Raw genomic sequence first — 22,881 nt, 5'->3', positions numbered from 1 at the left:
CTCCCTCCCCTCCTGTGCGGACCGTGCCGCCCGCGCGGTCCGCACAGGGCGGGCGCGTCCCCGCGCGAGATCTCCACGGCACCCGCGGCAAGGCCGCGCGGTGTGTCCCCCGTGTGTGCCGCCACGCGGGAAAAGACCGTCTCCGATCTCGGCTCGCCGAATGCCCGCCCGCCGCTCGACCGTCCCCGCAAAACCTCACCGAAGGTGTCGTCGGCATGCCTGAATACCCTTCCGTTCCGTCGGACGAATCCACCCCCGAATACCTCGAACTCACCACGGCCCAGCAAGGCGTGTGGTATGGCCAACTGATCGATCCGGGCAGCCCGAAATACAACATCGGGGAATGCATGGAGATTCGCGGAGGGCTCGACGAGGGATTATTCGCCACCGCGCTCAACCGGGCGGTCCACCTCTGCGACAGCCTGAACCTCGCGTTCACCACCGACGACGGCACCGTCCGGCAGCACGTCGTCCGCCCGCCGGCCGGAACCGACCGGCTGCACCGGGTCGACCTCACGGCAGCCGACGACCCCGCCGCGGCGGCCGAGCGGTACATGGCCGACGACATGGCCACCGTCGACCGCCTCGAAGCGCCGACCCACCACTTCGCGCTGCTGCGGCTCGGCCCGCGCCTCCACTACTGGTACGTCCGCTACCACCACATAGCCGTCGACGGCCTCGGCGGCGCGCTCTTCGCCCGGACCGTGGCCGACCTCTACGCGCGTGCGGCGCGTGGCGAGGACCTCTCGGAGGCGGAGCCGCCCACCGGCCCCCTGCGCGACCTCGTGGCCGACGAGAACGCCTACCGCGCCTCCGACCGGCTGGAGGCGGACCGCGCCCACTGGACCGGCAGGTTCTCCGACCGCGCCGCGGACGGGTCCGGCCCCGAGGACGGCAGCCCCCTCCTCAGGAGACGCACGGACCCGGCCCGCCCCGGGGACGACGACGACCCGCCCGGCCGCGCCGACCTGCACACGGGCGAGACCCTCCCCCCGCCCGTGTTCGACGGCCTGCGACGGCTCGCGGCCGGCCACCGCACCACCTGGAGCGCGGTCCTCGTCGCGGCGGTCGCCGCCTACACGGCACGGGTCACCGGACGCCGCGAGGTCTGCGTGGGCCTCGCCTCCCACGGCCGCCACGGCGCCCTCCGGCACGTGATCGGGATGACCTCCAACGTCCTGCCCCTGCGGCTGGCCGTCGACCCCGGCACGACGGTCGGGGAACTCGTCCGGAGCGTCGCCGCCGAGATGCGCGGAGCCCTGCGCCACCGCCGCTTCTCGCGCGAACAGCTGGCCCGCGAGCTGAACCTGGCCGACGGAGCGGCACGCCTCACGGACCTCGTCGTGAACGTCATGGGCTACGACTACGACCTGGACTTCGCCGGCAGCCCCGCCACCTCCCGCCTGCTGTCCATCGGCCCCGTCGACGACGTGTCCCTGTTCGTCTCCGAACGCGCCGAGGGAACCGGCCCGCTGATCGGCTTCGACACCAACCCGGCGCTCTACCACCCCGACGACGTCCGGCTCCACCAGCAGGCCGTGGCCGGCTTCCTCGCCACGCTCGCCGACACGGACCCCGACGCACTCGTGCGCGACCTCCCGCTGCTCGGCGGGGAGGCCGCCGAGGCGCTCCTCGACCGGGGACGCGGCGCCGGACTGCCCGCCGGGACCACGGCCACGAGCCTGCCCGAGGCGTTCGCCGCCCGCGTCCGCACGGCTCCGGACGCCCCCGCCGTCGTGGACGGCGCCACCACCCTCTCGTACGGCGAACTGGCGGAGCGGGCCGCGGACCTGGCCCGCTCCCTCACCGGCTGGGACCTCCGCGCCGAGGACGGGGTCGGCGTCCTCGTGGGCCGTTCGGCCGCCGTCGTGACCGCCTCGCTCGGCGCGGTGACGGCGGGGACCGCGTACGTGCCGATGGACGCCGACTGGCCGTCCGAACGCCTCGACCGCGTCGCCGGGACCGCCCGCGTCCGCGCCCTGGTCGTCGACGAGGACGCCGCCGGGCGCGACTGGGTGAAGGAGGCCGCCACCCGGCTGCCCGTCCTCGTGGTCGACCGCACGGGCACCGTCCTCCGGGGCGGCCCGGAACGGCCCGGCCCGCTGCCGGGACCCGTCCGCGGCGACCGGCTCGCCTACGTCATGTTCACCTCCGGCTCCACCGGCCTGCCCAAGGGCGTCGGCGTCGGCCACGCCGACGTCCTCGCCCTGGCCGCCGACTCCGCCTGGACCGGCACCTGCGACGCGGTCCTCCTGCACTCGGCGTACGTCTTCGACGCGTCCACCTTCGAGATATGGGTGCCGCTCCTCAACGGCGGCCGGGTCGTCGTCGCCCCCGCCGGACTCCTGGACGCGCGCCGGCTCGAGGACGCGACCGCCCGCGACGGCGTGACCGCCCTCTTCCTGACCACAGCCCTCTTCAACGTCGTCGCCGAGACCGACCCGACGGCCTTCGCGGGCCTGCGCCTGGTCGCCGCCGGCGGCGAGGCCGCCGCCCCCGACCTGATGGGACGGACGGCCGCCGCGGCGCCCGGAACCCGTTTCCTGAACGTGTACGGCCCCACCGAGACCACCACGTTCGCCTCCCGCCACCCGGTCCGGCCCGACGCCCCCGGCGTCCCGCCCATCGGCCGGGCCCTCGACGGCACGCGCCTGTACGTGCTCGACGACTCCCTCCGCCCCGTGCCGCCCGGCGTGGTGGGCGAGCTGTACGTGAGCGGCGCCGGCGTCGCCCGCGGCTACCTGGGCCGGCCCGGCCTCACGGCCACCCGGTTCGTCCCCGACCCGTACGACCCGGACGGCGGCCGCATGTACCGCACCGGCGACCTGGCGCGCTGGACGGCCCACGGGGACGTCGAGTACGCGGGGCGGACCGACGGACAGATCAAGCTCCGAGGGTTCCGGATCGAACCGGCCGAGATCGAGAACGCCCTGCTCGCCCGCCCCGACGTCCGCGACGCGCGCGTCCTGGTCCGCGAGGACGCGCCGGGCGACCGCCGGCTCGTCGCCTATGTCGTACCGGCCCCCGGCACACGGCCGGACGGACCGGAACTCGCCCGCGACCTCACCCGCGTCCTGCCCGCCTACATGGTGCCCGCCGCGTTCGTCCCCCTCGACGCGCTGCCCCTGAACGCCAACGGCAAGGTGGACCGGCGGGCCCTGCCCGCGCCCCAGGCCCCCACCGCCCGGGGGACCGCCCCGCGCACACCGCAGGAAGAGGTCCTGGCGGGCCTGTTCGCCGACGTCCTCGGCGTGCCCGCCGTGGGCGTCGACGACAACTTCTTCTCCCTGGGCGGCCATTCGCTGCTCGCCACCCGGCTCGTCGCCCGGGTGAGGGCCGCGACGGGCGCGGACACCGAACTGCGCGACCTCTTCGCGCACCCCACCGTGGCCTCCCTCGCCACCACCCTCGGCACGACCGGGGAGACCCGGCCCGCCCTCGCCCCCCGGGACCGGCCCGACCCCCTCCCGCCGTCCTTCGCACAGCAGCGGCTGTGGTTCCTCAACCGCGCCGAGGACGCGGGGGACACCTACAACGTGCCGCTCGTCCTCGACCTCGAAGGACCCCTCGACACCGGGGCGCTGCGCGGCGCCCTCGCCGACGTGGTCGCCCGGCACGAGAGCCTGCGGACCGTCCTCGCCGAGCACGACGGCGAGGCCCGCCAGGTCGTGGCCGACGCGCGGACCGCCGCGTCCCTCGTCCCCCTCGCCGTCGAGACGCCCCCGGCGGACGAACCGGCCGGGGACTGGGCCGAACGGACGGTACGCCGCCTCACCTCGGAACCCTTCGACCTCACCACCGACCCGCCCGTGCGCGCCCGGCTGCTCGCGACCGGCCCCGACCGGCACGTCCTGGTCCTCGTGCTCCACCACGTCGCCGCCGACGGCTGGTCGCTGGCCCCGCTCTGCCGGGACCTCGGATCCGCCTACCGCGCCCGGACCACGGGCACCGCCCCCGACTGGCCCGAACTGCGCGTCCAGTACGCCGACTACACCCTCTGGCAGCGGGAGCTGCTCGGCGACGACGGCGACCCGGAGAGCCCGGTGGCGCGTCGGCTCGCCTTCTGGCGCGACGCCCTGCGCGGCGCCCCCGACCTGCTCGAACTGCCCCTGGACCGGCCCCGCCCCACGGTCCCGGACCACCGTGGCGACGCGGTGCCGTTCGACCTGCCCGCCGATGTGTACGCGCGGCTCGGGGCACTCGCCCGCGACGCGGGCTGCACGCCCTTCATGGTCCTCCAGGCGGCGCTCGCGGTGACGCTCCGCGCGCACGGCGCGGGCACCGACATCCCGCTTGGCACCGCCGTGGCGGGCCGGACCGACGAGGCCCTGGACGAGCTGGTGGGCTTCTTCGTCAACACCGTCGTGCTGCGCACGGACCTCTCGGGGAACCCGTCCTTCCGCGAACTGCTGCGCCGGGTCGCCGCGTTCGACCTCGCGGCCTTCGACCGGGCCGACCTGCCGTTCGAGCGGCTGGTCGAGGAGCTCAACCCGGACCGGTCCGGCGGCCACCACCCGCTCTTCCAGACCATGCTGGTGCTCCAGAACCAGCGGGCGGCCGCGCTCGACCTGCCCGGCGTCACCGTCCGGGACAGGTCCCGGCACACCGGCATCAGCAAGTTCGACCTGACGTTCTCCCTCGTGGAGGTCCCGGAGAGCCCGGAGAGCCCGGGGAGCGTACGGCTCGGCGGCCACCTGGAGTACGCCACGGACCTCTTCGAGCCCGCCACCGCCCGCGCGCTCGCCGACCGGTTCGCCCGCGTCCTCACCCACGCCGTGGCCGACCCCGAGCGCGCCGTCGACGACTTCGACCCGCTCACCCCGGACGAGCGCGCGGACCTCCTGGAGCGCGGACGCGGCGAGCGGCGCCCGCTGCCGGACCTCACCGTGCCCGAGTCCGTGGGGGAGTGGGCCGCCCGCACCCCGGACGCGCCCGCCGTGCGCGACCCGCGCACCACCCTCACGTACGCCGGACTGCACGCGCGGGCCGACGCCCTCGCCCGGGTGCTGCGCGAGCGCGGCGCCGGCCGCGGCACCCTGGTGGCGCTCGCCGTTCCGGCCTCGGTGGACACCGTCGTCGCCATGCTGGCCGTGCTGCGGGCCGGAGCCGCCTACGTGCCCGTCGACCCGGAGTACCCCCCCGCCCGCATCCGCCAGATCCTGGACGACGCGCGCCCCGTGCTGCTCCTCACCGGGACGGACGTCCCCGCCGGCATACCGACGGGCGGCATACGCCGGCTCTCCCTCGACGACCCGGCCGTACGCGCCTCGGAACAGGCCGTACGGTCCGACGATCCGGCCGTACGCGTCCCGGACCCGGCACCCGGATCCGGGGAGCCCGCCGCCCCCCATCCGGCGGACGCCGCCTACGTCATCCACACCTCCGGGTCGACCGGCCGCCCCAAGGGCGTCGTCGTCCCCCACGCGGCCCTCGCCAACCACATGGCCTGGATGGCGCGCCACCTGGACCTCACCCCGGACGACCGGGTCCTCGCCCGCACCTCCACCAGCTTCGACGCCTCCGTCTGGGAGCTGTGGCTGCCGCTCACCCACGGCGCCGAGGTCTGCGTGGCGCCCCCCGGAGCCAACCGCGAACCGCGCGAACTCCTCTCCTGGATGCGCCGGTTCGACGTCACCGTGGCCCAGTTCGTGCCCTCCCACCTCGAACTCGTCCTCGCCGAGGGGACCGGGACACCGCCGCCCGCCCTGCGGGCCGTCCTGTGCGGCGGCGAGCCCCTCCCGCGCGCCCTCGCCGACGCCGTCGCCGCCCGGTGGCACGCCGAGCCGCACAACCTGTACGGGCCGACCGAGGCGACCATCGACGCCACCGCCCACCGGGTGGACCCGGAGGAGCCCTCCCGCACGGCGTCCGGCGGATCCGTGCCCATCGGGCGCCCCGTCGACGGGACGCGCGCCTACGTCCTCGACGAGCGGCTGCGCCCCGTACCGCCCGGCGTCACCGGCGAGCTGTACCTCTCCGGCCCCCACCTCGCCCGCGGCTACCTCGACCGCCCGGCCCTCACCGCCGGCAGGTTCGTGGCCGACCCGTTCGACGCCCCCGGCGCCCGCATGTACCGGACCGGCGACCTGGCCCGGTGGAACCGCGACGGACTGCTCGAACACATCGGACGCGCGGACGACCAGGTCAAGCTCCGCGGCTTCCGCGTCGAACCGGGCGAGGTGGCCGCGACCCTCCTCGACCTGCCCGGCGTCACGGCCGCCTGCGCGGTGGTCCGCGAGGACGCCCCGGGACGCCGCCGGCTCGTCGCGTACGCCGTCACCGCCGACCCGGCACCCGGCGCCACCGCCCTGCGGGACGCGCTCGCCGGGACCCTGCCGCACCACCTGGTGCCCGAGGCGGTCGTCGTCCTCGACGCGCTGCCGCTGCTGCCCAACGGCAAGGTGGACCGCGGCGCCCTGCCCGCCCCCGCCGACGACGACCGGGCCCAAGCCGGACCGGGCCCGCGCACCCTCCGGGAGGACCTGGTCGCGGGGATCTTCGCCGACGTCCTGGAACGCCCCTCGGTCGGACCCCACGACGGCTTCTTCGACCTCGGCGGACACTCCCTCCTCGCGATGCGCGTCGTCAGCCGGATCCGCGCCGTGCTCGGCGCCGACCTCGCCGTACGGACCCTCTTCGAGCACCCGACGCCCGCCGCCCTCGCCCGGGTCCTGGACCCGGCGGGACCGGCCAGGCCTGCGGTGGCGCCCGTCCGGCGGCGCCCCGACCCGCTGCCGCTGTCCTTCGCGCAGAGCCGGCTGTGGTTCCTCAACCGCCTCGAAGGGCCCAGCTCCACCTACAACGTCCCCCTCGTCCTGGAACTGCGCGGCGAGCTGGACGCGGACGCCCTGCGCGCCGCCCTGCTCGACGTCGTGGAGCGCCACGAGTCGCTGCGCACGGTCTTCCCAGAACGGGACGGGGTGCCCCGCCAGACGGTGCTGCCCGCCGCCACGGCCGCGCCCCGGCCGCCCGTCGAGAGCACCGCGCCGACGGACCTGGAGGCGGCCGTCCTCGCCGCCGTGCGCGAACCGTTCGACGTGCTCACCGACCCGCCGCTGCGCGCCCGGCTGCTGCGCGCCGCCCCCGAGCACCACGTCCTGGTCCTCGTCCTCCACCACATCGCGGGCGACGGCTGGTCCCTGGGGCCGCTGACCCGGGACCTGGGCGACGCCTACCGGGCCCGCCTCGCCGGCCGGGCACCCGAACCGGCGACCGGCACCCCGCTCCAGTACGCCGACTACGCCCTCTGGCAGCACGACCTCCTCCGGGAGGACGGCGACGTGCTCGACCGGCAGCTCGACCACTGGCGCGGCGCGCTCGCGGGCCTGCCCGAACTGATCGAACTGCCCCTCGACCGGCCCCGTCCCGCCGTCACGGACCCCCGGGGCGCCGTGGTCGCCCTCGACGTGCCGCCCGCCCTGCACGCGGGCCTCCTCGACCTGGCCCGCGCCTCCGGCAGCACCCTCTTCATGGTGCTCCGGGCGGCCGTGGCCGCCCTGCTGGGACAGCACGGGGCGGGCGACGACATACCGATCGGCTCGCCGGTCGCCGGCCGCACGGACGAGGCCCTGGAGGACCTGGTCGGCTTCTTCGTCAACACGCTGGTCCTGCGCACCGACCTGTCCGGCGACCCGACCTTCCGCGAACTGCTCGGACGCGTCAGGGAGTTCGACCTCGCGGCCTACGCCCACCAGGACGTGCCGTTCGAGCGGCTCGTCGAGAGCCTCAACCCCGTCCGCGCCCGGGACCACCACCCGCTCTTCCAGACCATGCTGGTCCTCCAGAACCAGCGGCCCGTCCGCCCCGACCTGCCCGGCCTCACCGTCGAGCACCGCCTCGTCCACAACGGACTGAGCAAGTTCGACCTCACCTTCGCCTTCGACGAGGACGAGGAGGGAGGCGGTCTCTCCGGCGGCGTCGAGTACGCCACCGCGCTCTTCGACCGCGCCACCGTCGAGGAGCTCGCGGCCCGGCTCGTCCGGCTGCTGGAACAGGTGGTCGCCGACCCGGACCGGCGCCTGTCCGGACACGACCCGCTCACCCCGGACGAGCACCTCCGCGTCACCCGCTGGGGCACCGGCCGTGCCCTCCCCGCCGGAGCCGGATCCGACACCGCGACCGGCGCCGGGAACGGCACCCTGCCCGCCCTCTTCGCGCGGTGGGCGCGCCGCACCCCCGACGCGCCGGCCGTCACGGACGGCGCCGACACCCTCTCCTACGCCGCCCTCGACCGGATCTCCGCCGAGCTCGCCGCCGCCCTCGCCGGGCTCGGCGTCGGCCCCGAGGACTCCGTCGGCGTCCTCCTGGGCCGGTCGCCCGCCGTGGTGACGGTCTCCCTCGGCACGGTCCGCGCGGCCGCCGCCTACGTCCCGCTGGACGCGCGCTGGCCCGGCGAACGGCTCGACCGGGTCGCCGCCGTGGCGGAGCCCCGCGTCCTGGTCGTCGACGAGGAGAACGCCGCCTCCCCCTGGGTGACCGCACGCGCCGGCCGCCTGCCGCTCCTCGTCGTGGACCGGCTCGGACGCGTCCTGCGCGGCGCCCCCGACCGGCCCGGCGCCCCGGCGCCCGTACCCGCCCCGACCGCCCTCGCCTACACCATGTTCACCTCCGGCTCCACCGGCCTGCCCAAGGGCGTCGGCGTCAGCCACGCGGACGTCGCCGCCCTCGCGCACGACGCGGCCTGGGCGGACGGCGCCGCCGACGCGGTCCTCATGCACTCCGCGTACGTCTTCGACGCCTCCACCTTCGAGATCTGGACCCCGCTCCTCAACGGCGGCCGGGTCGTCGTGGCGCCGGAGGGACTGCTGGAGGCCCGCACCCTCGACGCCGCCGTCCACGAGCACGGGGTGACGGCCGTCTTCCTGACGACCGCCCTGTTCAACGTCGTCGCCGAGACCGACCCGGGCGCCTTCGCCGGCCTCCGGACGGTGTGCGCGGGCGGCGAACTCGCCTCCCCCGACGCCATGCAGAAGGTCGCGTCGCTCGCCCCCGACACCCGGGTCCTGCACGTCTACGGGCCCACCGAGACCACCACCTTCGCCACCCGGTACGCCGTCGCCGCCGACCTCCCGGCCGGGCCGCCGCCCATCGGCCGCCCCCTGGACGGCATGCGCCTCCACGTCCTGGACGACGCCCTCCGCCCGGTCCCGCCGGGCGTGGTGGGCGAGCTGTACCTCGCCGGGCGCGGCGTGGCGCGCGGCTACACCGGACGCCCCGGCCCGACCGCCACCCGCTTCGTCGCCGACCCCTTCGCGGCCGACGGCGGCCGCATGTACCGCACCGGCGACCTCGTCCGCTGGACCCCGGACGGGCACGTCGCGTACGTCGCCCGCGCCGACGGCCAGGTCAAGCTGCGCGGCCACCGCGTCGAACCCGGCGAGATCGAGGGCGTCCTCGCCGGCCGCCCCGAGGTCGCCGACGCCTTCGTCCTGGTCCGCGAGGACGTGCCCGGCGACCGCCGGCTCGTCGCCTACGTCGTACCGGCCGCCGGCGCGCGCCCCGACCCCGGCGAACTGGCCCGCGAGGTCGGCCGCGTCCTGCCCGCCTACATGGTGCCCACCGCGCTCGTCCTCCTGGACGCGCTCCCGCTCACCCCCAACGGAAAGGTCGACCGCGCCGCGCTCCCGGCGCCCGGGCACGACGCCCCGGCCCCCGGCCGGGCCCCGCGCACCGCCCGCGAGGAGATCGTCTGCGGCCTCTTCGCCGACCTGCTCGGCCTGCGGACCGTGGGCGCCGACGACGACTTCTTCGCCCTCGGCGGCCACTCCCTGCTCGCCACCCGCCTCGCCGCCCGGCTGCGCACCGTGCTCGACGTGGAGATCGAGGTCAGGACCGTCTTCGAGCACCCGACGCCCGCGGCGCTCGCGGCCGCCCTCGACGGCGCGGGCACGGCCCGGGCACGGCTCGAACGGGCCGGCGCGCGGCCCGACCCGATGCCGCTGTCCCCCGCGCAGCGGCGCCTGTGGTTCCTCCACCGCTTCGAGGGCCCGAGCTCCACGTACAACGTGCCGCTCGTCCTGCGCCTGGACGGCCCGCTGGACACGGACGCCCTGACCCGCGCCCTCACGGACGTGGTCGAACGGCACGAGAGCCTGCGCACCGTCTTCCCCGACACCGGGGGCGTGCCGGGCCAGCGGGTGCTCGACGCCGCCGGCGCCGACCTCGACCTGACGCCCCGCGACGTCGCACCGGACCTGCTCGACGCGGTGCTGAGCACCGAGACCGCGTACGCCTTCGACGTGAGCGCCGAACGGCCGGTACGGGCCCGGATGCTCCGCCTCGGGGACGACTCCCACGTCCTGGTGCTCCTCGTCCACCACATCGCGGGCGACGGCTGGTCCCTCGCCCCCCTCGCCCGCGACCTCGGCACGGCCTACCGCGCCCGCGTCGCGGGGGAGGAGCCGGCCTGGGCCGAACTCCCCGTCCAGTACGCGGACTACACCCTGTGGCAGCGGGAACTCCTCGGCGACGAGGAGGACCCGTCCGGCACGGCCGCCCGGCAGCTGGAGTTCTGGCGGACCGCGCTCGCCGGACTGCCCGACCTCCTCGACCTGCCGCTCGACCGGCCGCGCCCGGCCGTCGCCACCCACCGGGGCGACGCGTTCGCCTTCCCGGTGGACGCCGCGACGCACCGCGTCCTCGCCGACCTCGCCCGGTCCCGGGGATGCAGCCTCTTCATGGTCCTCCAGGCCGCGCTCGCGGTGCTGCTGCGCGCGCACGGCGCCGGCGAGGACGTCCCGCTGGGCACGCCCGTCGCGGGCCGCACCGACGAGGCGCTCGACGACCTGGTCGGCTTCTTCGTCAACACCCTGGTCCTGCGCACCGACCTGAGCGGCGACCCCACGTTCGCCGAAGTCCTGGACCGCGTCCGGGAGTTCGACCTCGCGGCCTACGCCCACCAGGACGTGCCCTTCGAGCGGCTCGTGGACGCCCTCGACCCCGAGCGGGCCCAGAACCGCCACCCGCTGTTCCAGACCATGCTCGTGCTCCAGAACCACGCCGGGGCGAACGTGGACCTGCCGGGCCTCACGGTGACGGAGCAGCCGGTCCGCACCGGCATCAGCAAGTTCGACCTCACCTTCACGTTCACCGAGCGCCGGGACGAGGAGGGCCGCCCCGACGGCCTCGACGGGCACCTGGAGTTCGCCACCGACCTCTTCGCGCCCGCCACCGCGCACGCCCTCGCCGCCCGGCTGACCCGGCTCCTCGGCGCGCTCGCCGCCGCCCCGGACCGGCCCGTCCGCACGGCGGAGGTCCTGACGGCGGACGAGCGGGCCGCGCTCGTCCGGAGCGGACACGGCCCCGCCCGGACGGTGCGGGCGCGGACCGTGCCCGAGGCGTTCCGGGCCCAGCGCGACCGCACCCCCGGGGCGGTCGCCGTACGGGACGGCGAACGGCACACGACCTTCGCCGAACTCGACGCGCTCTCCGACGCCCTGGCGCGCCTGCTGCGCGGGCGCGGGGTCGGCCGCGGGGACGTGGTGGCGCTCGCGATGCCCGGCACCCTCCACCAGGTGGTGGCGATGCTGGCGGTCGCCAAGGCGGGCGCCGCGTGGCTGCCGGTCGACCCGGAGTACCCCGCCGCCCGGCTCGGCTTCGTGGTCGACGACGCCCGGCCCGCCCTCCTCGTCACCACCACGGCGACCCTGAGGACGCTGCCGGACCTGCCGGTGCCGGTCCTCGCGGTCGACGGACCGGAGACGGCGGCGGAACCCGCGCCCGAGTCCGTACCCGTACTCGTACCGGATGCCGTGCCACACCCGCAGGACGCCGTCTACGTCATCCACACCTCCGGGTCGACCGGCCGGCCCAAGGGCGTCGTCGTCACCCACGCCGCGCTCACCAACCACATGGCCTGGATGGCCGACCACCTCTCCCTCACCGGCACCGACCGCGTCCTCGCCCGCACCTCGCCCAGCTTCGACGCCTCGGTGTGGGAGACCTGGCTGCCGCTGCTGCACGGCGGCGCCACCTGCCCGGTGCCGCCGTCCCTCAACCACGACCCGGCCGGGCTCCTCGCCCGGATGCGCGGGGAAGGGGTGACGATCGCCCAGTTCGTGCCCTCGCTCCTCTCCCTCGTCCTCGGCGAGACCGGGCGCGAGGAGCCCCCCGCGTCCCTCCGGGCCGTCCTGTGCGGCGGCGAGCCGCTGACCGCGTCCCTGGCCGAACGCGCCGGACGGGCCTGGGGCGCCGAGACGCACAACCTGTACGGCCCGACCGAGGCGACCGTCGACGCCACCGCCCACCGCCACCGGCCCGCCGACGCCACGCCGCCCGACCGGGCCGCGTCCGACCCCACGGCGGTGTCCACGACGCGGGACACGGGCACGGTCCCCCTCGGCCGGCCGATCGACAACACCCGCGCGTACGTCCTCGACGACACCCTCTCCCCGGTCCCGCCGGGCGTCGTGGGCGAGCTGTACCTGGCCGGCGAGGGCCTGGCACGCGGCTACCTCGGCCGCCCCGGCCTGACCGCCGAACGCTTCGTCGCCGACCCGTTCGGACCCCCCGGAACGCGGATGTACCGCACCGGCGACCTCGTCCGCCGCACCGCGGACGGCCTCCTCTCCTACGTGGCCCGCGCCGACGACCAGGTCAAGCTGCACGGCCTGCGCATCGAACCCGGCGAGATCGAGGCCGCCCTCACCGCGCTCGACGGCGTCGCCGCCGCCACCGTGCTGGTCCGAGAGGACCGGCCCGGCGAACAGCGCCTCGTCGCCTACGCCGTCCCCGCACCCGGCGGCCCCGGGCTCCCCGACGCCCGCGACCTGCGGGAACGGCTGGCCGTCTCCCTCCCGCCGTACATGATCCCCGCCGACCTCGTCCCCCTGGACGCGCTGCCGCTGCTGCCCAACGGCAAGACGGACCGGCGCGCCCTCCCGGCCCCCGCCCGCCCCGCCGCCGGGACCGGACGACGGGACGGCGGAAAGCCGCGCACCGCGCGGGAGCGGATCCTGTGCGACGTGTTCGCCACGGTGCTGCGCGTCCCCGACGTGCGCACCGACGACGACTTCTTCGCGCTCGGCGGCGACAGCATCCTCTCCATCCAGCTCGTCAGCCGGATCCGGGAGAACCGGCTCGGCGTCACCCCCCGGGACGTCTTCCTGCACCGCACGCCCGAGGCGATCGCGGCGGTCGCCGAGGAACTCGGCGAACGGACCCCGGCACCGGCCGACGACGGCGTGGGCACGATGCCGCCCACCCCCATCGCCGCCTGGTTCCTGGACCGGCCGGGCCCCACGGACGGCTACAACCAGTCCGCGGTGCTGCGGACCCCCGAGGGCGCCGACGAGGAACACCTGGCCGCCGCGCTCCAGCTCCTCGTCGACCACCACGACATGCTGCGGGTGCGGGTCGTCCGCACGGCCGGGGGCGAACCGGCCCTGGAGACCCTGCCCCGGGGGACCGTACCGGTCCGCCCCCGCCTCACCCGGATCGACGCCACCGGGCGGGACGCGGACGAGGTCCGCTCCGCCCTCGCCGAGGCGGGCGAGCGGGCCAGGCGGCGGCTGCGGCCCGCGCACGGCGAGGTGTTCGAGGCGGTGTGGTGCGACGCCGGGCCCGACGCCCGCGGCCGCCTGCTGCTCGTCGTACACCACCTGGCGGTCGACGCGGTGTCCTGGCGCGTGCTCGCCGAGGACCTGGCGACGGCCTGGCGGGCCGTGACCGCCGCCGACCCCGTACCGGCTCCGGACGCCCCCGTCCTGCCGCCCGTCACCACCTCCTACCGGTCCTGGGCGCGCCTCCTCGCCGCCCAGGCCCGGGAAGGCGTCCGGGCGTCCGAACTCCCGCTGTGGGAGACGGTGGCGCGCGCCTCCGACCCGCCGCTCGCCGGCCGGCCCCTCGACCCCGCGCGGGACACGGCGGGCCGGACCCGGACCCTGACCACCCACCCGGCGGCCTCCCGCACCGGGGCCCTGCTCACCACCGCCCCGGCCGCCTTCCACGCGGGCGTGGACGACGTCCTGCTCACGGCGCTCGCCCTCGCCGTCCGCTCCTGGCGGGCGGGGCGCGCCGACCGGACCGGGGCGCCGCGCCCGGAGGGCACCGGCGTCCTGATCGACCTGGAGAGCCACGGCCGCGAGCAGATCGCCGGACACCTCGACCTGTCCCGTACGGTCGGCTGGTTCACCAGCCTCCATCCCGTCCTGCTCGATCCCGGCCCCCTCGATCCGCGCGATCCCGCCCGCTTCGACGCCGGCCTCGTGGACCGGGCCGTCAAACGCGTCAAGGAACAGCTGCGGGCGGTGCCGGACCACGGCATCGGCCACGGCGTGCTGTACCGCCTCGACCCCGGGGCGCGGGCCCGCCGCGAAGGCGCGGCCGAACCCCAGATCGGCTTCAACTACCTCGGCCGGTACGCGGCACAGGACCCGGCGGGCGACGGGGACGCCGACTGGCAGGTGGTGCTCGACGGCGGCGCCCCGGCCGCCCAGGACCGGGACATGCCCGTCCACCACGTCCTGGACATCAACGCCCACACCGAGGACCGACCCGGCGGGCCGCGCCTCGTGACGCGCTGGACCTGGCCCGCCGACCTGCTCGCCGAGGAGGACGTGACGGCCCTCGCCGACGCCTTCGACCGGGCCCTGGGCGCGATCGCCGAACACGCCGAACGGCCCGACGCGGGCGGCTGGACGCCGTCCGACCTTCCCCTGGTCTCCCTCGACCAGAACCAGCTCGACCGACTGAAGAACAAGTGGGGTGGCCGCAAGTGACCGGGTTCCAGCTCGAAGACGTCCTGCCGTTGACGCCGTTGCAGGCGGGCATGCTCTTCCACGCCCTGTACGACTCCGACGCCGTCGACGTCTACACCGCTCAGTTCGTCTTCACCCTCGAAGGCGCCGTCGACACGACCGCGCTGCACGCCGCCGTCGGCACGCTCCTGCGCCGGCACGCCAACCTCCGCGTGGGCTTCCTCCACGAGGACCTCGACGAGCCGGTGCAGGCCGTGGCCGCCGAGGTGCCGGTGCCCCTGGAGCGGTACGACCTCACGGCCCCGGACGACGGCCGGACGGTCGAGGAACGGGTCCGCGCCTTCCTCACCGCCGACCGCACCCGGCGCTTCGACCTCGCCACCCCCCCGCTGATGCGGTTCTCCCTGCTGCGCACCGGGCCCGGCCGCCACCGCCTGGTGATGACGAGCCACCACATCCTGCTCGACGGCTGGTCGATGCCGCTCCTGGTGCGCGAGCTGTTCGAGCTGTACGCCCACCGGGGCGACGACCTCACCCTGCCCCGCGTCACCCCCTACCGCACCTACCTCGCCTGGCTCGCCGGACAGGACGAGGCCGCCGCCCTCGACACCTGGCGCACCGCCCTGGCGGGCGTCGAGGCGCCGACGCTGCTCGCCGGGCGCGGCGCGGCGGAGGCGGCACGCCCGGACGAACTGCCCGAGACCCTGGTCCTCGAACTCGACGCGGTGACCAGCGAGCGGTTGAGGGCGACCGCCCGCGCCCACCGGCTCACCCTCAACACCCTCGTCCAGGGCGCCTGGGGCCTGCTGCTCTCCCGGCTCACCGGCCGCGACGACGTCCTCTTCGGCACGACCGTCTCCGGCCGCCCCCCGGAGCTGCCCGGCGTCGAGTCGATGATCGGCCTCTTCATCAACACGGTGCCGGTGCGCCTGTCCCTCCGCCCCGGCGAGACCCTCGCCGCACTCCTCACCCGGCTCCAGGACGAACAGGGCCGGCTGCTCGGCAGCCAGCACGTGGGACTGACCGGGATACGCGCGACGACCGGCCTCGACACGCTCTTCGACACCCTGGCCGTGTTCGAGAACTACCCCCTCGACGAGGAGACCCTGCGCACCGCCCGGCAGGGCCTCCCCGGCCTGACCGTCACCGGGTTCGAGGGCACGGACGCCGCGCACTACCCCCTCACCCTCACCATCGCCCCCGGCACCGCCCTGCGCGTCACCTTCGGCTTCCGCCCCACCCTCCTGGACCGCGCGGAGACGGCCCGCACGGTCGCCCGGATGCGCGCCCTCCTGACGACCCTGGCCGACGACCTCGACCGCCCGGCCGACACCGTGTCCGTCCTCCTCGACGGCGAGCACGAGACCCTGCTCGCCCGGGGCGGGGGCGCCCCCCTCCCGGCCGCCGTCCTCGCCACGGACCTCCCCGACGCCGTCGCCCGGCACGCCGCCGCCCACCCGGACGCGGTCGCGGTCACCGGAACCGGCGAACGGCTCACGTACGGGGAGCTGTGCGCCCTCGCCGACGACCTGGCCGGGACCCTGACGGGCCTCGGCGCGACCGCCGAGGAAGGCGTCGGCCTCCTCCTCGGCCGCTCGGCCGCCCAGGTCACCGCACCGCTCGGAGTCCTGCGCGCGGGCGCCTCCTACGTACCCCTGGACCCGACCTGGCCCGAGGAACGGCTCTCCCGGGTGACCGGGGCCGCCGCCCCCCGCCTCCTGGTCGTCGACGCGGAGACCCGCACCCACCCCTGGGTGCGGTCGCTCGGCCCCGGGGCGCGGATCGTGACCGTGGACGCCGCGGGCCGCGTACGGGACGGCCGCCCCGCCGCCCCCGGCCCGCTGCCCGCAGCCGCCGGCGGCGCCCGGCTCGCGTACACCATGTTCACCTCCGGCTCCACCGGCCTGCCCAAGGCCGTCGGCGTCACCCACGCCGACATCGCCGCGCTCGCGGCCGAACGCACCTGGGACGACGGCGCGACCGACGCGGTCCTGCTGCACTCGGCGTACGTCTTCGACGCCGCCACCTTCGAGATCTGGGTGCCCCTGCTGCGCGGCGGCCGGATCGTGGTGGCGCCGGACGGCGTGCTCCAGCCCGAGCGGCTCAGAGAGCTCGTCGCCCGTCACGGCGTCACCGCGGCCTTCCTCACCACGGCCCTGTTCAACGTCTTCGCCGAGACCGACCCGGACGCCCTCGGCCTGCTCCGCCTCGCCGCCGCCGGAGGGGAGGCCGCCGCCCCCGGAGTGCTCCAGCGGCTCGCCGCCGCCCACCCCGGCACCCGCGTCCTCAACGCCTACGGCCCCACCGAGGCCACCACCTTCGCCCTCCTGCACCGGGTCACCGCCGACGAGGACCCGGACGGCGTGCCGCCCGTCGGACGGCCGCTCGACGGGGTGCGCGCCCTCGTCCTGGACGCCTCGCTGCGCCCCGTGCCGGACGGCGCCGAGGGCGAGCTGTACCTGGCGGGCCCGGGAGTGGCGCGCGGCTACCTCGGACAGCCGGGGGCGACGGCCGCCCGGTTCGTCGCCGACCCCTCGGACCCGGCCGGCGGCCGCCTGTACCGCACCGGCGACCTCGTGCGCCGCACCCCCGACGGGCGCGTCGTCTACGTCGGCCGCGCCGACCAGCAGGTCAAACTGCGCGGCCACCGCATCGAGCCCGGCGAGATCGAGGCCGCCCTGCGCGCCCACCCGTCGGTGCGCGCCGCGTGCGTCGTCGTCCGCGAGGACCGGCCCGGCGACCGCGTCCTGACCGCCTACGTCGTCCCGGCCCCCGGCCGCACGCCCGACCCGGCCGTCCTCGTCGCGCACGTGGGCAGCCGTCTGCCCGCCTACCTGGTCCCCGCCGCCGTACAGACCCTGGAAGCGCTGCCGCTGACGCCCAACGGCAAGCTCGACCGGGCGGCCCTGCCGGCGCCCGCCGACGCGCCGGCCACCACCGGACGGGCCCCGCGCGGCGCCCGCGAGGAGATCCTCGCGGGGCTCTTCGCCGACGTGCTCGGCCTGCCCCGGGTCGCCGCCGACGACAACTTCTTCGCCCTGGGCGGCCATTCGCTCCTCGCGACCCTGCTCGTGGGCCGCATCCGCACCGCGCTCGACACCGAGACCGAGATCCGCACGCTCTTCGAACACCCCACCGTCGCCTCGCTCGCCGCCGCGCTGGAGGACGCCGGCCGCCCGGCCCGCCCGCCCCTGACGGCCCGGCCGCGACCCGACGCGCTGCCCCTGTCGTACGCCCAGCGCCGACTGTGGTTCCTCCACCGGCTCGACGGCCCCTCGGCCACGTACAACATCCCCTTCGCCGTACGCCTCGACGGCCCGCTCGACGTGGACGCCCTGCGCCTGGCCCTCCACGACGTCGTCGCCCGCCACACCCCCCTGCGCACCGTCTTCCCCGAGCGGGGAGGAGACCCGGCGCAGCACGTCCTCGCGCCCGAGGACGCCCGCCCCGCGCTCCTCCTCGACTCCGTCGACGAGGACAAGCGCGCGGACCGGATCGCCGCGGCCGTGGCCGAACCGATCGACATCGCACGCGAACTCCCGCTGCGGGCCACCCTGCTGCGGCTCGCGGACGAGTCCCACGTCCTCGTCCTCGTGATCCACCACATCGCCGCGGACGGCTCGTCCCTGGCCCCCCTCGTCCGCGACCTGGGCACCGCCTACCGCGCCCGCCTCGGGGGAGCCGCCCCGGAGTGGACCCCACCGCCCGTCGACTACGCCGACTACACGCTGTGGCAGCGGGAACTCCTCGGCGACGAGACGGACCCCGACAGCCCGGTCTCCCGGCAGCTCGCCTTCTGGCGGGACGCCCTGGCCGGACTGCCCGCGTGCGTCGAACTGCCCCGCGACCGCCCGCGTCCCCCCGCGCCCCGGCACGAGGGCGCCACCCACCACTTCGCCGTCGACGACGCCACCGCCCGGCGGATCGCCGCGCTCGCCCGCGAGAACGGGTGCAGCGTCTTCATGGTGCTCCAGGCCGCCCTGGCGCTCCTGCTCTCCCGGCACGGCGCCGGCGAGGACGTCCCCCTGGGCACGGCCGTCGCCGGACGCACCGACGAGGCCACGGCCGACCTGGTCGGCTTCTTCGTGAACACCCTCGTGCTGCGCACCGACCTGAGCGGCGACCCGACCTTCCGCGAACTCCTGCACCGCGTCAAGGAGTTCGACCTGGCCGCCCACGCCCACCAGGACGTCCCCTTCGAACGGCTCGTGGAACTCCTCAACCCGGCCCGCGCCCACCACCACCCGCTGTTCCAGACGATGCTGGTGCTCCAGAACCACGCCCCCGCCGCCCCCGTCGACCTCCCCGGCCTCACCGTCCACGGCGTGCCGGTCGACCTCGGCGTCAGCAAGTTCGACCTGGCGTTCACCTTCGTCGAGGCGCCCGGCGGCGAGGACGCCCCCGGCGGCATGCGGGCCTCCGTCGACTACGCGACCGAACTCTTCGACGCGGACACGGTGCGCGGCCTGGCCGACCGGCTCGTCCACCTGCTCGGCACCGTCACCGAGGACCCGGGCCTGCCCCTGCACGCCTACGACGTGCTCGACGACACCGAACGGGCCCGTCTCGTCCGGTGGGGGACCGGACCGCGCGGGAACCCGACGGAGCACACCTTCCCCGCGCTCTTCGCCGACCGGGTGCGGCGGGCCCCCGACGCCCCGGCCGTCCGCGACGCGCGCACGACCCTGACCTACCGCGAACTCGACGCGCGCGCCGAGGCCCTCGCCCGGCGGCTCGCCGCCCGGGGCGTCGGCCCGGAGGACCGGGTGGCCGTGGCCCTGCCCCGCGACGCCGGCCTGGTGGTCGCGCTGCTGGGCGTGCTCAGGGCCGGAGCCGCCTACCTGCCCCTCGACGCCGACTACCCGGCCGCCCGTCTGGCGCACATGCTCGACGACGCGGCCCCCCGCCTGCTGCTCACCACCCCCGAGCTGCACCGGCGCCTCCCGTCCACCGCGGTCCCGCACCTGTACCAGGGGGACGACGCGCCGGCCGCGGACCCGTCCGCCCCGCTGCCGCTCCCGGACGCGGCGCACCCGGCCTGCGTCATCTACACCTCGGGCTCCACCGGCCGCCCCAAGGGCGTGGCCGTCACCCACCGGGGCATCGGGGCGATGGCCGCGACCCAGCGGGAACGGCTGCGGCTCACCTCCGACAGCCGCGTCCTGCAACTCGCCTCGGTGAGCTTCGACGCCGCCTTCTGGGAGCTGTGCATGGCCCTGCTTTCCGGGGCCTGCCTGGAGCTCGACGCACGTGAGGCCCTGCTGCCCGGACCGGCCCTCGCCGCCCGGGTCCGCGACCACGGCATCACCCATCTGACGCTCCCGCCGGCCGCCCTCGCGGTCATGCCCCCGGAGTCCCTCCCCGCGGGGACCACGATCGTCCTGGCCGGCGAGACCTGCCCGCCCGCCCTCGTCCGCGCCTGGGCGCGCGGACGGCACCTCGTCAACGCCTACGGCCCCACGGAGACCACCGTCTGCGCCACCATGAGCGGCTTCCAGCACGCGGACGGGCCGCTCGCCCCGGACCGCACGGTGCCGATCGGCACACCCGTCGACGGCGCCCTGGTACGGGTCCTCGACGACCGGCTCGCCCCCGCACCGCCCGGCGTGGTGGGGGAGCTGTACGTGTCCGGAGGAGGCCTGGCCCGCGGCTACCACGACCGGCCGGGGCTCACCGCCTCCCGGTTCGTGGCCGACCCGTTCGACCGGACGGGCGGCCGCATGTACCGCACCGGCGACCTGGCCCGCTGGAACCACCACGGACAGCTCGAATACGCCGGACGCGTGGACGACCAGGTCAAGCTGCGCGGCTTCCGCATCGAACTCGGCGAGATCGAGGCGGCGCTCACCGCCCTGCCCGGCGTCGCCGCCGCCTGCGCCGTCGTACGGGAGGACCGGCCCGGCGACCGCCGCCTGGTCGCCTACACCGTCCCCGCCGAGGGGGCGACGGCACTCGACACGTCGGAGGTACGGGCCCGCCTGGCGGACCACCTGCCGGACCACATGGTCCCCGCCGCCCACGTGAGCCTCGGCGAGCTGCCCCTCACGCCCAACGGCAAGACCGACCGGAAGGCCCTGCCGGCGCCCGAGGAGCCGCGCACCGGCGGACGCGCGCCGCGCACCGACCGGGAACGGACGCTGTGCGAGGTGTTCGCGGAGACGCTCGGACTGCCCGGCATCGGCGTCACCGACGACTTCTTCGACCACGGCGGGCACTCCCTGCTCGCCGTGACCCTCGCCCAGCGGATCGAGGAGCGGTGCGGCCGGCGCCTGTCGCTGCGCGCCCTGTTCGCCGCCCCGACCGTCGAGGGCGTCGCCCGCCTCCTGGAGGACACCGAGGACGGCACCGCCCCGCCGGACGGCCCCGGACCGGTGGACTGGGCGGCGGAGGTCCGCCTGGCCGAGGACGTCACCGGCGCCGGACGGACCCCCGCGCCCGCCGGCCCGGGACGGCGCCGCCCCTCCCGGCCCTCGCCCCGGCCCCTCCTGACGGGCGCCTCCGGCTTCCTCGGCGCGTTCCTGCTGCGCGACCTGATCGAGACGACCGGCGGCCCGGTCGACTGCCTGGTACGGGCGTCGGACGAGGAGGACGGCGCGCACCGGCTGCGGGAGAACCTGCGGCGGTACGGCCTGTGGCGCGACCGCTACCGGGACCTGATCCGCCCCGTCCCCGGCGACCTGGCCGCCCCGGGCCTCGGCCTCGCCCCCGGGGTCCGCGCCGCGCTCGTGCGCGGGCTCGGCCCGGTGCTGCACAACGGCGCCCGGGTCAACTTCGCGGCCGGCTACGGCGACCTGCGCGCCGCGAACGTCGCCGGGACCGAAGAACTGCTGCGGCTGCTCGCCGACTCCGGCTCGCCCGGCATGCACTACGTGTCCACGACCGGCGTCCACGCCCCGTCGGCCGGACCCGTGACCGTCACGGAGACGACGCCGACCGGACCGCCCGAGGACCTGCCCGACGGCTACGCGCAGAGCAAGTGGGTCGCGGAGGGCCTGATCGGCCTGGCGCGCGAACGCGGCCTCCCCGTCACCGTCCACCGGCCCGGCCGCATCAGCGGCGACACCGCCACCGGGGCCTGCCAGGACCGCGACCTGCTGTGGCAGCTCATCAAGGGCTGCCTCCAGGCGAAGGCGGTCCCCGACCTGCCGCACGGCTCGACGGGCTGGGTGCCCGTGGACTACGTGAGCGCGGCGGTGGTGGCGCTCGCGTCGGCCGGACGCGACGGTACGGAGACCTTCCACCTCACCCATCCCGACGCCCCCGGCCTGGAACAGGTGTTCGCCGTCGCAGAGAAGCTCGGCCACGAGCTGCGCAGGGTGCCCGCGGAGGAGTGGCGGGCGCTCGTCGCGGCCAGCCCCGACAACGCCGCCCAGCTGTTCCTCGGCGAGGGCGGAGGCGCCGGGGAGGCCGGGGGAGCGGTGGACGGACGCCGCTTCGACTCCCGCCGCACGACCGCCGCGACGGCGGAACTCGGCGTACGGCCACCGGCCCTGACCGAGGAGGTCCTCGTGCGCTACCTGGCCTACTTCCGGGGGACGGGCTTCCTGCCGGCTCCGGACGCCCCCTGAGGGGCGAGGCGTTCCACCGTACGAGTGACGGAGTCGTAGCTCCGGGCGGAGGTCCACGCACCGTTCCGGACACCTGCCGGCGCACCGGCGGACGGGGAGAGCACCCCGTCCGCCGACACGTCCCAGGAGGCGTCGCGCCCGCGGCCGAGCGTGACGTGGGGGACCCAGCGGGCCGGATCGAGGAGGGGGTTCGGCCTTCCGCTCTCCGGTGCTTCGCGCAGGATCCGCCACACCGCCCCGTGCAGCCGGAGCAGGGCGTCGTCGGGCCGCACGGCCCACGCCAGCACGCGGACCCGGCCGGAGAACCGTACGAGCCCGTCGAGACGCAGGGGGAGGGGCAGCGCCTCCGCGAGCACACGGAGCAGTCGGGCGCGCGTCTCCGGCGGGAGGCCGTCGGCCGAGGCGAGGGTGAGGTGGGGCCGGTTCGTCGGATGGCGGTGCCCGTCCTGACTGGGCAGACCCGCGTCCGCCAGACGCCGCCACGCGTCCCGGACGGCCCGCTCGGTCGACGCGTCGGGCAGCAGTTCCACACTGTGCACACGCGCAGCCTACGGCCGCGCGCCGCGTGCGGGGGAGCGGCGGCGGTGTGACGATGGTGGTCCCGGACGGCGGTGACC

The 22,881-nt window shown here is 76.5% G+C and carries 3 protein-coding genes; 2 read left to right on the top strand and 1 reads right to left on the bottom strand.

The window, feature by feature from the left end; genetic code table 11:
• Positions 1 to 215 precede the first annotated feature (215 nt).
• Both ACFY7E_RS18965 and ACFY7E_RS18960 read left to right on the top strand, forming a co-directional pair.
• Positions 216 to 14,717, top strand: a complete 14,502-nt coding sequence (locus ACFY7E_RS18965; RefSeq protein ID WP_389486255.1) for an amino acid adenylation domain-containing protein — start codon at positions 216 to 218, stop codon at positions 14,715 to 14,717.
• A complete protein-coding gene (locus ACFY7E_RS18960) occupies positions 14,714 to 22,264 on the top strand; it encodes an amino acid adenylation domain-containing protein (protein ID WP_389486253.1) in 7,551 nt (2,516 codons plus the stop codon). Before ACFY7E_RS18965 ends, ACFY7E_RS18960 begins: the two co-directional genes overlap by 4 nt.
• On the opposite strand, the gene ACFY7E_RS18955 is transcribed toward ACFY7E_RS18960, so the two are convergent.
• The gene (locus tag ACFY7E_RS18955; protein ID WP_389486251.1) at positions 22,219 to 22,803 is read right to left on the bottom strand and encodes a 2'-5' RNA ligase family protein; all 585 of its coding nucleotides are present in this window, start codon (positions 22,801 to 22,803) and stop codon (positions 22,219 to 22,221) included. The genes ACFY7E_RS18960 and ACFY7E_RS18955 overlap by 46 nt on opposite strands.
• Between the last annotated feature and the right edge of the window lie 78 nt (positions 22,804 to 22,881).

This window comes from Streptomyces sp. NPDC012825 (genome assembly GCF_042900925.1).
GTDB lineage: Bacteria > Actinomycetota > Actinomycetes > Streptomycetales > Streptomycetaceae > Streptomyces.
This window is presented reverse-complemented; position numbering and strand designations above follow the sequence as displayed.

Coding starts and splice junctions, on each gene's coding strand:
- ACFY7E_RS18965 (WP_389486255.1), top strand. CDS start 216: ATGCCTGAATACCCTTCCGTTCCGTCGGACGAATCCACCCCCGAATAC.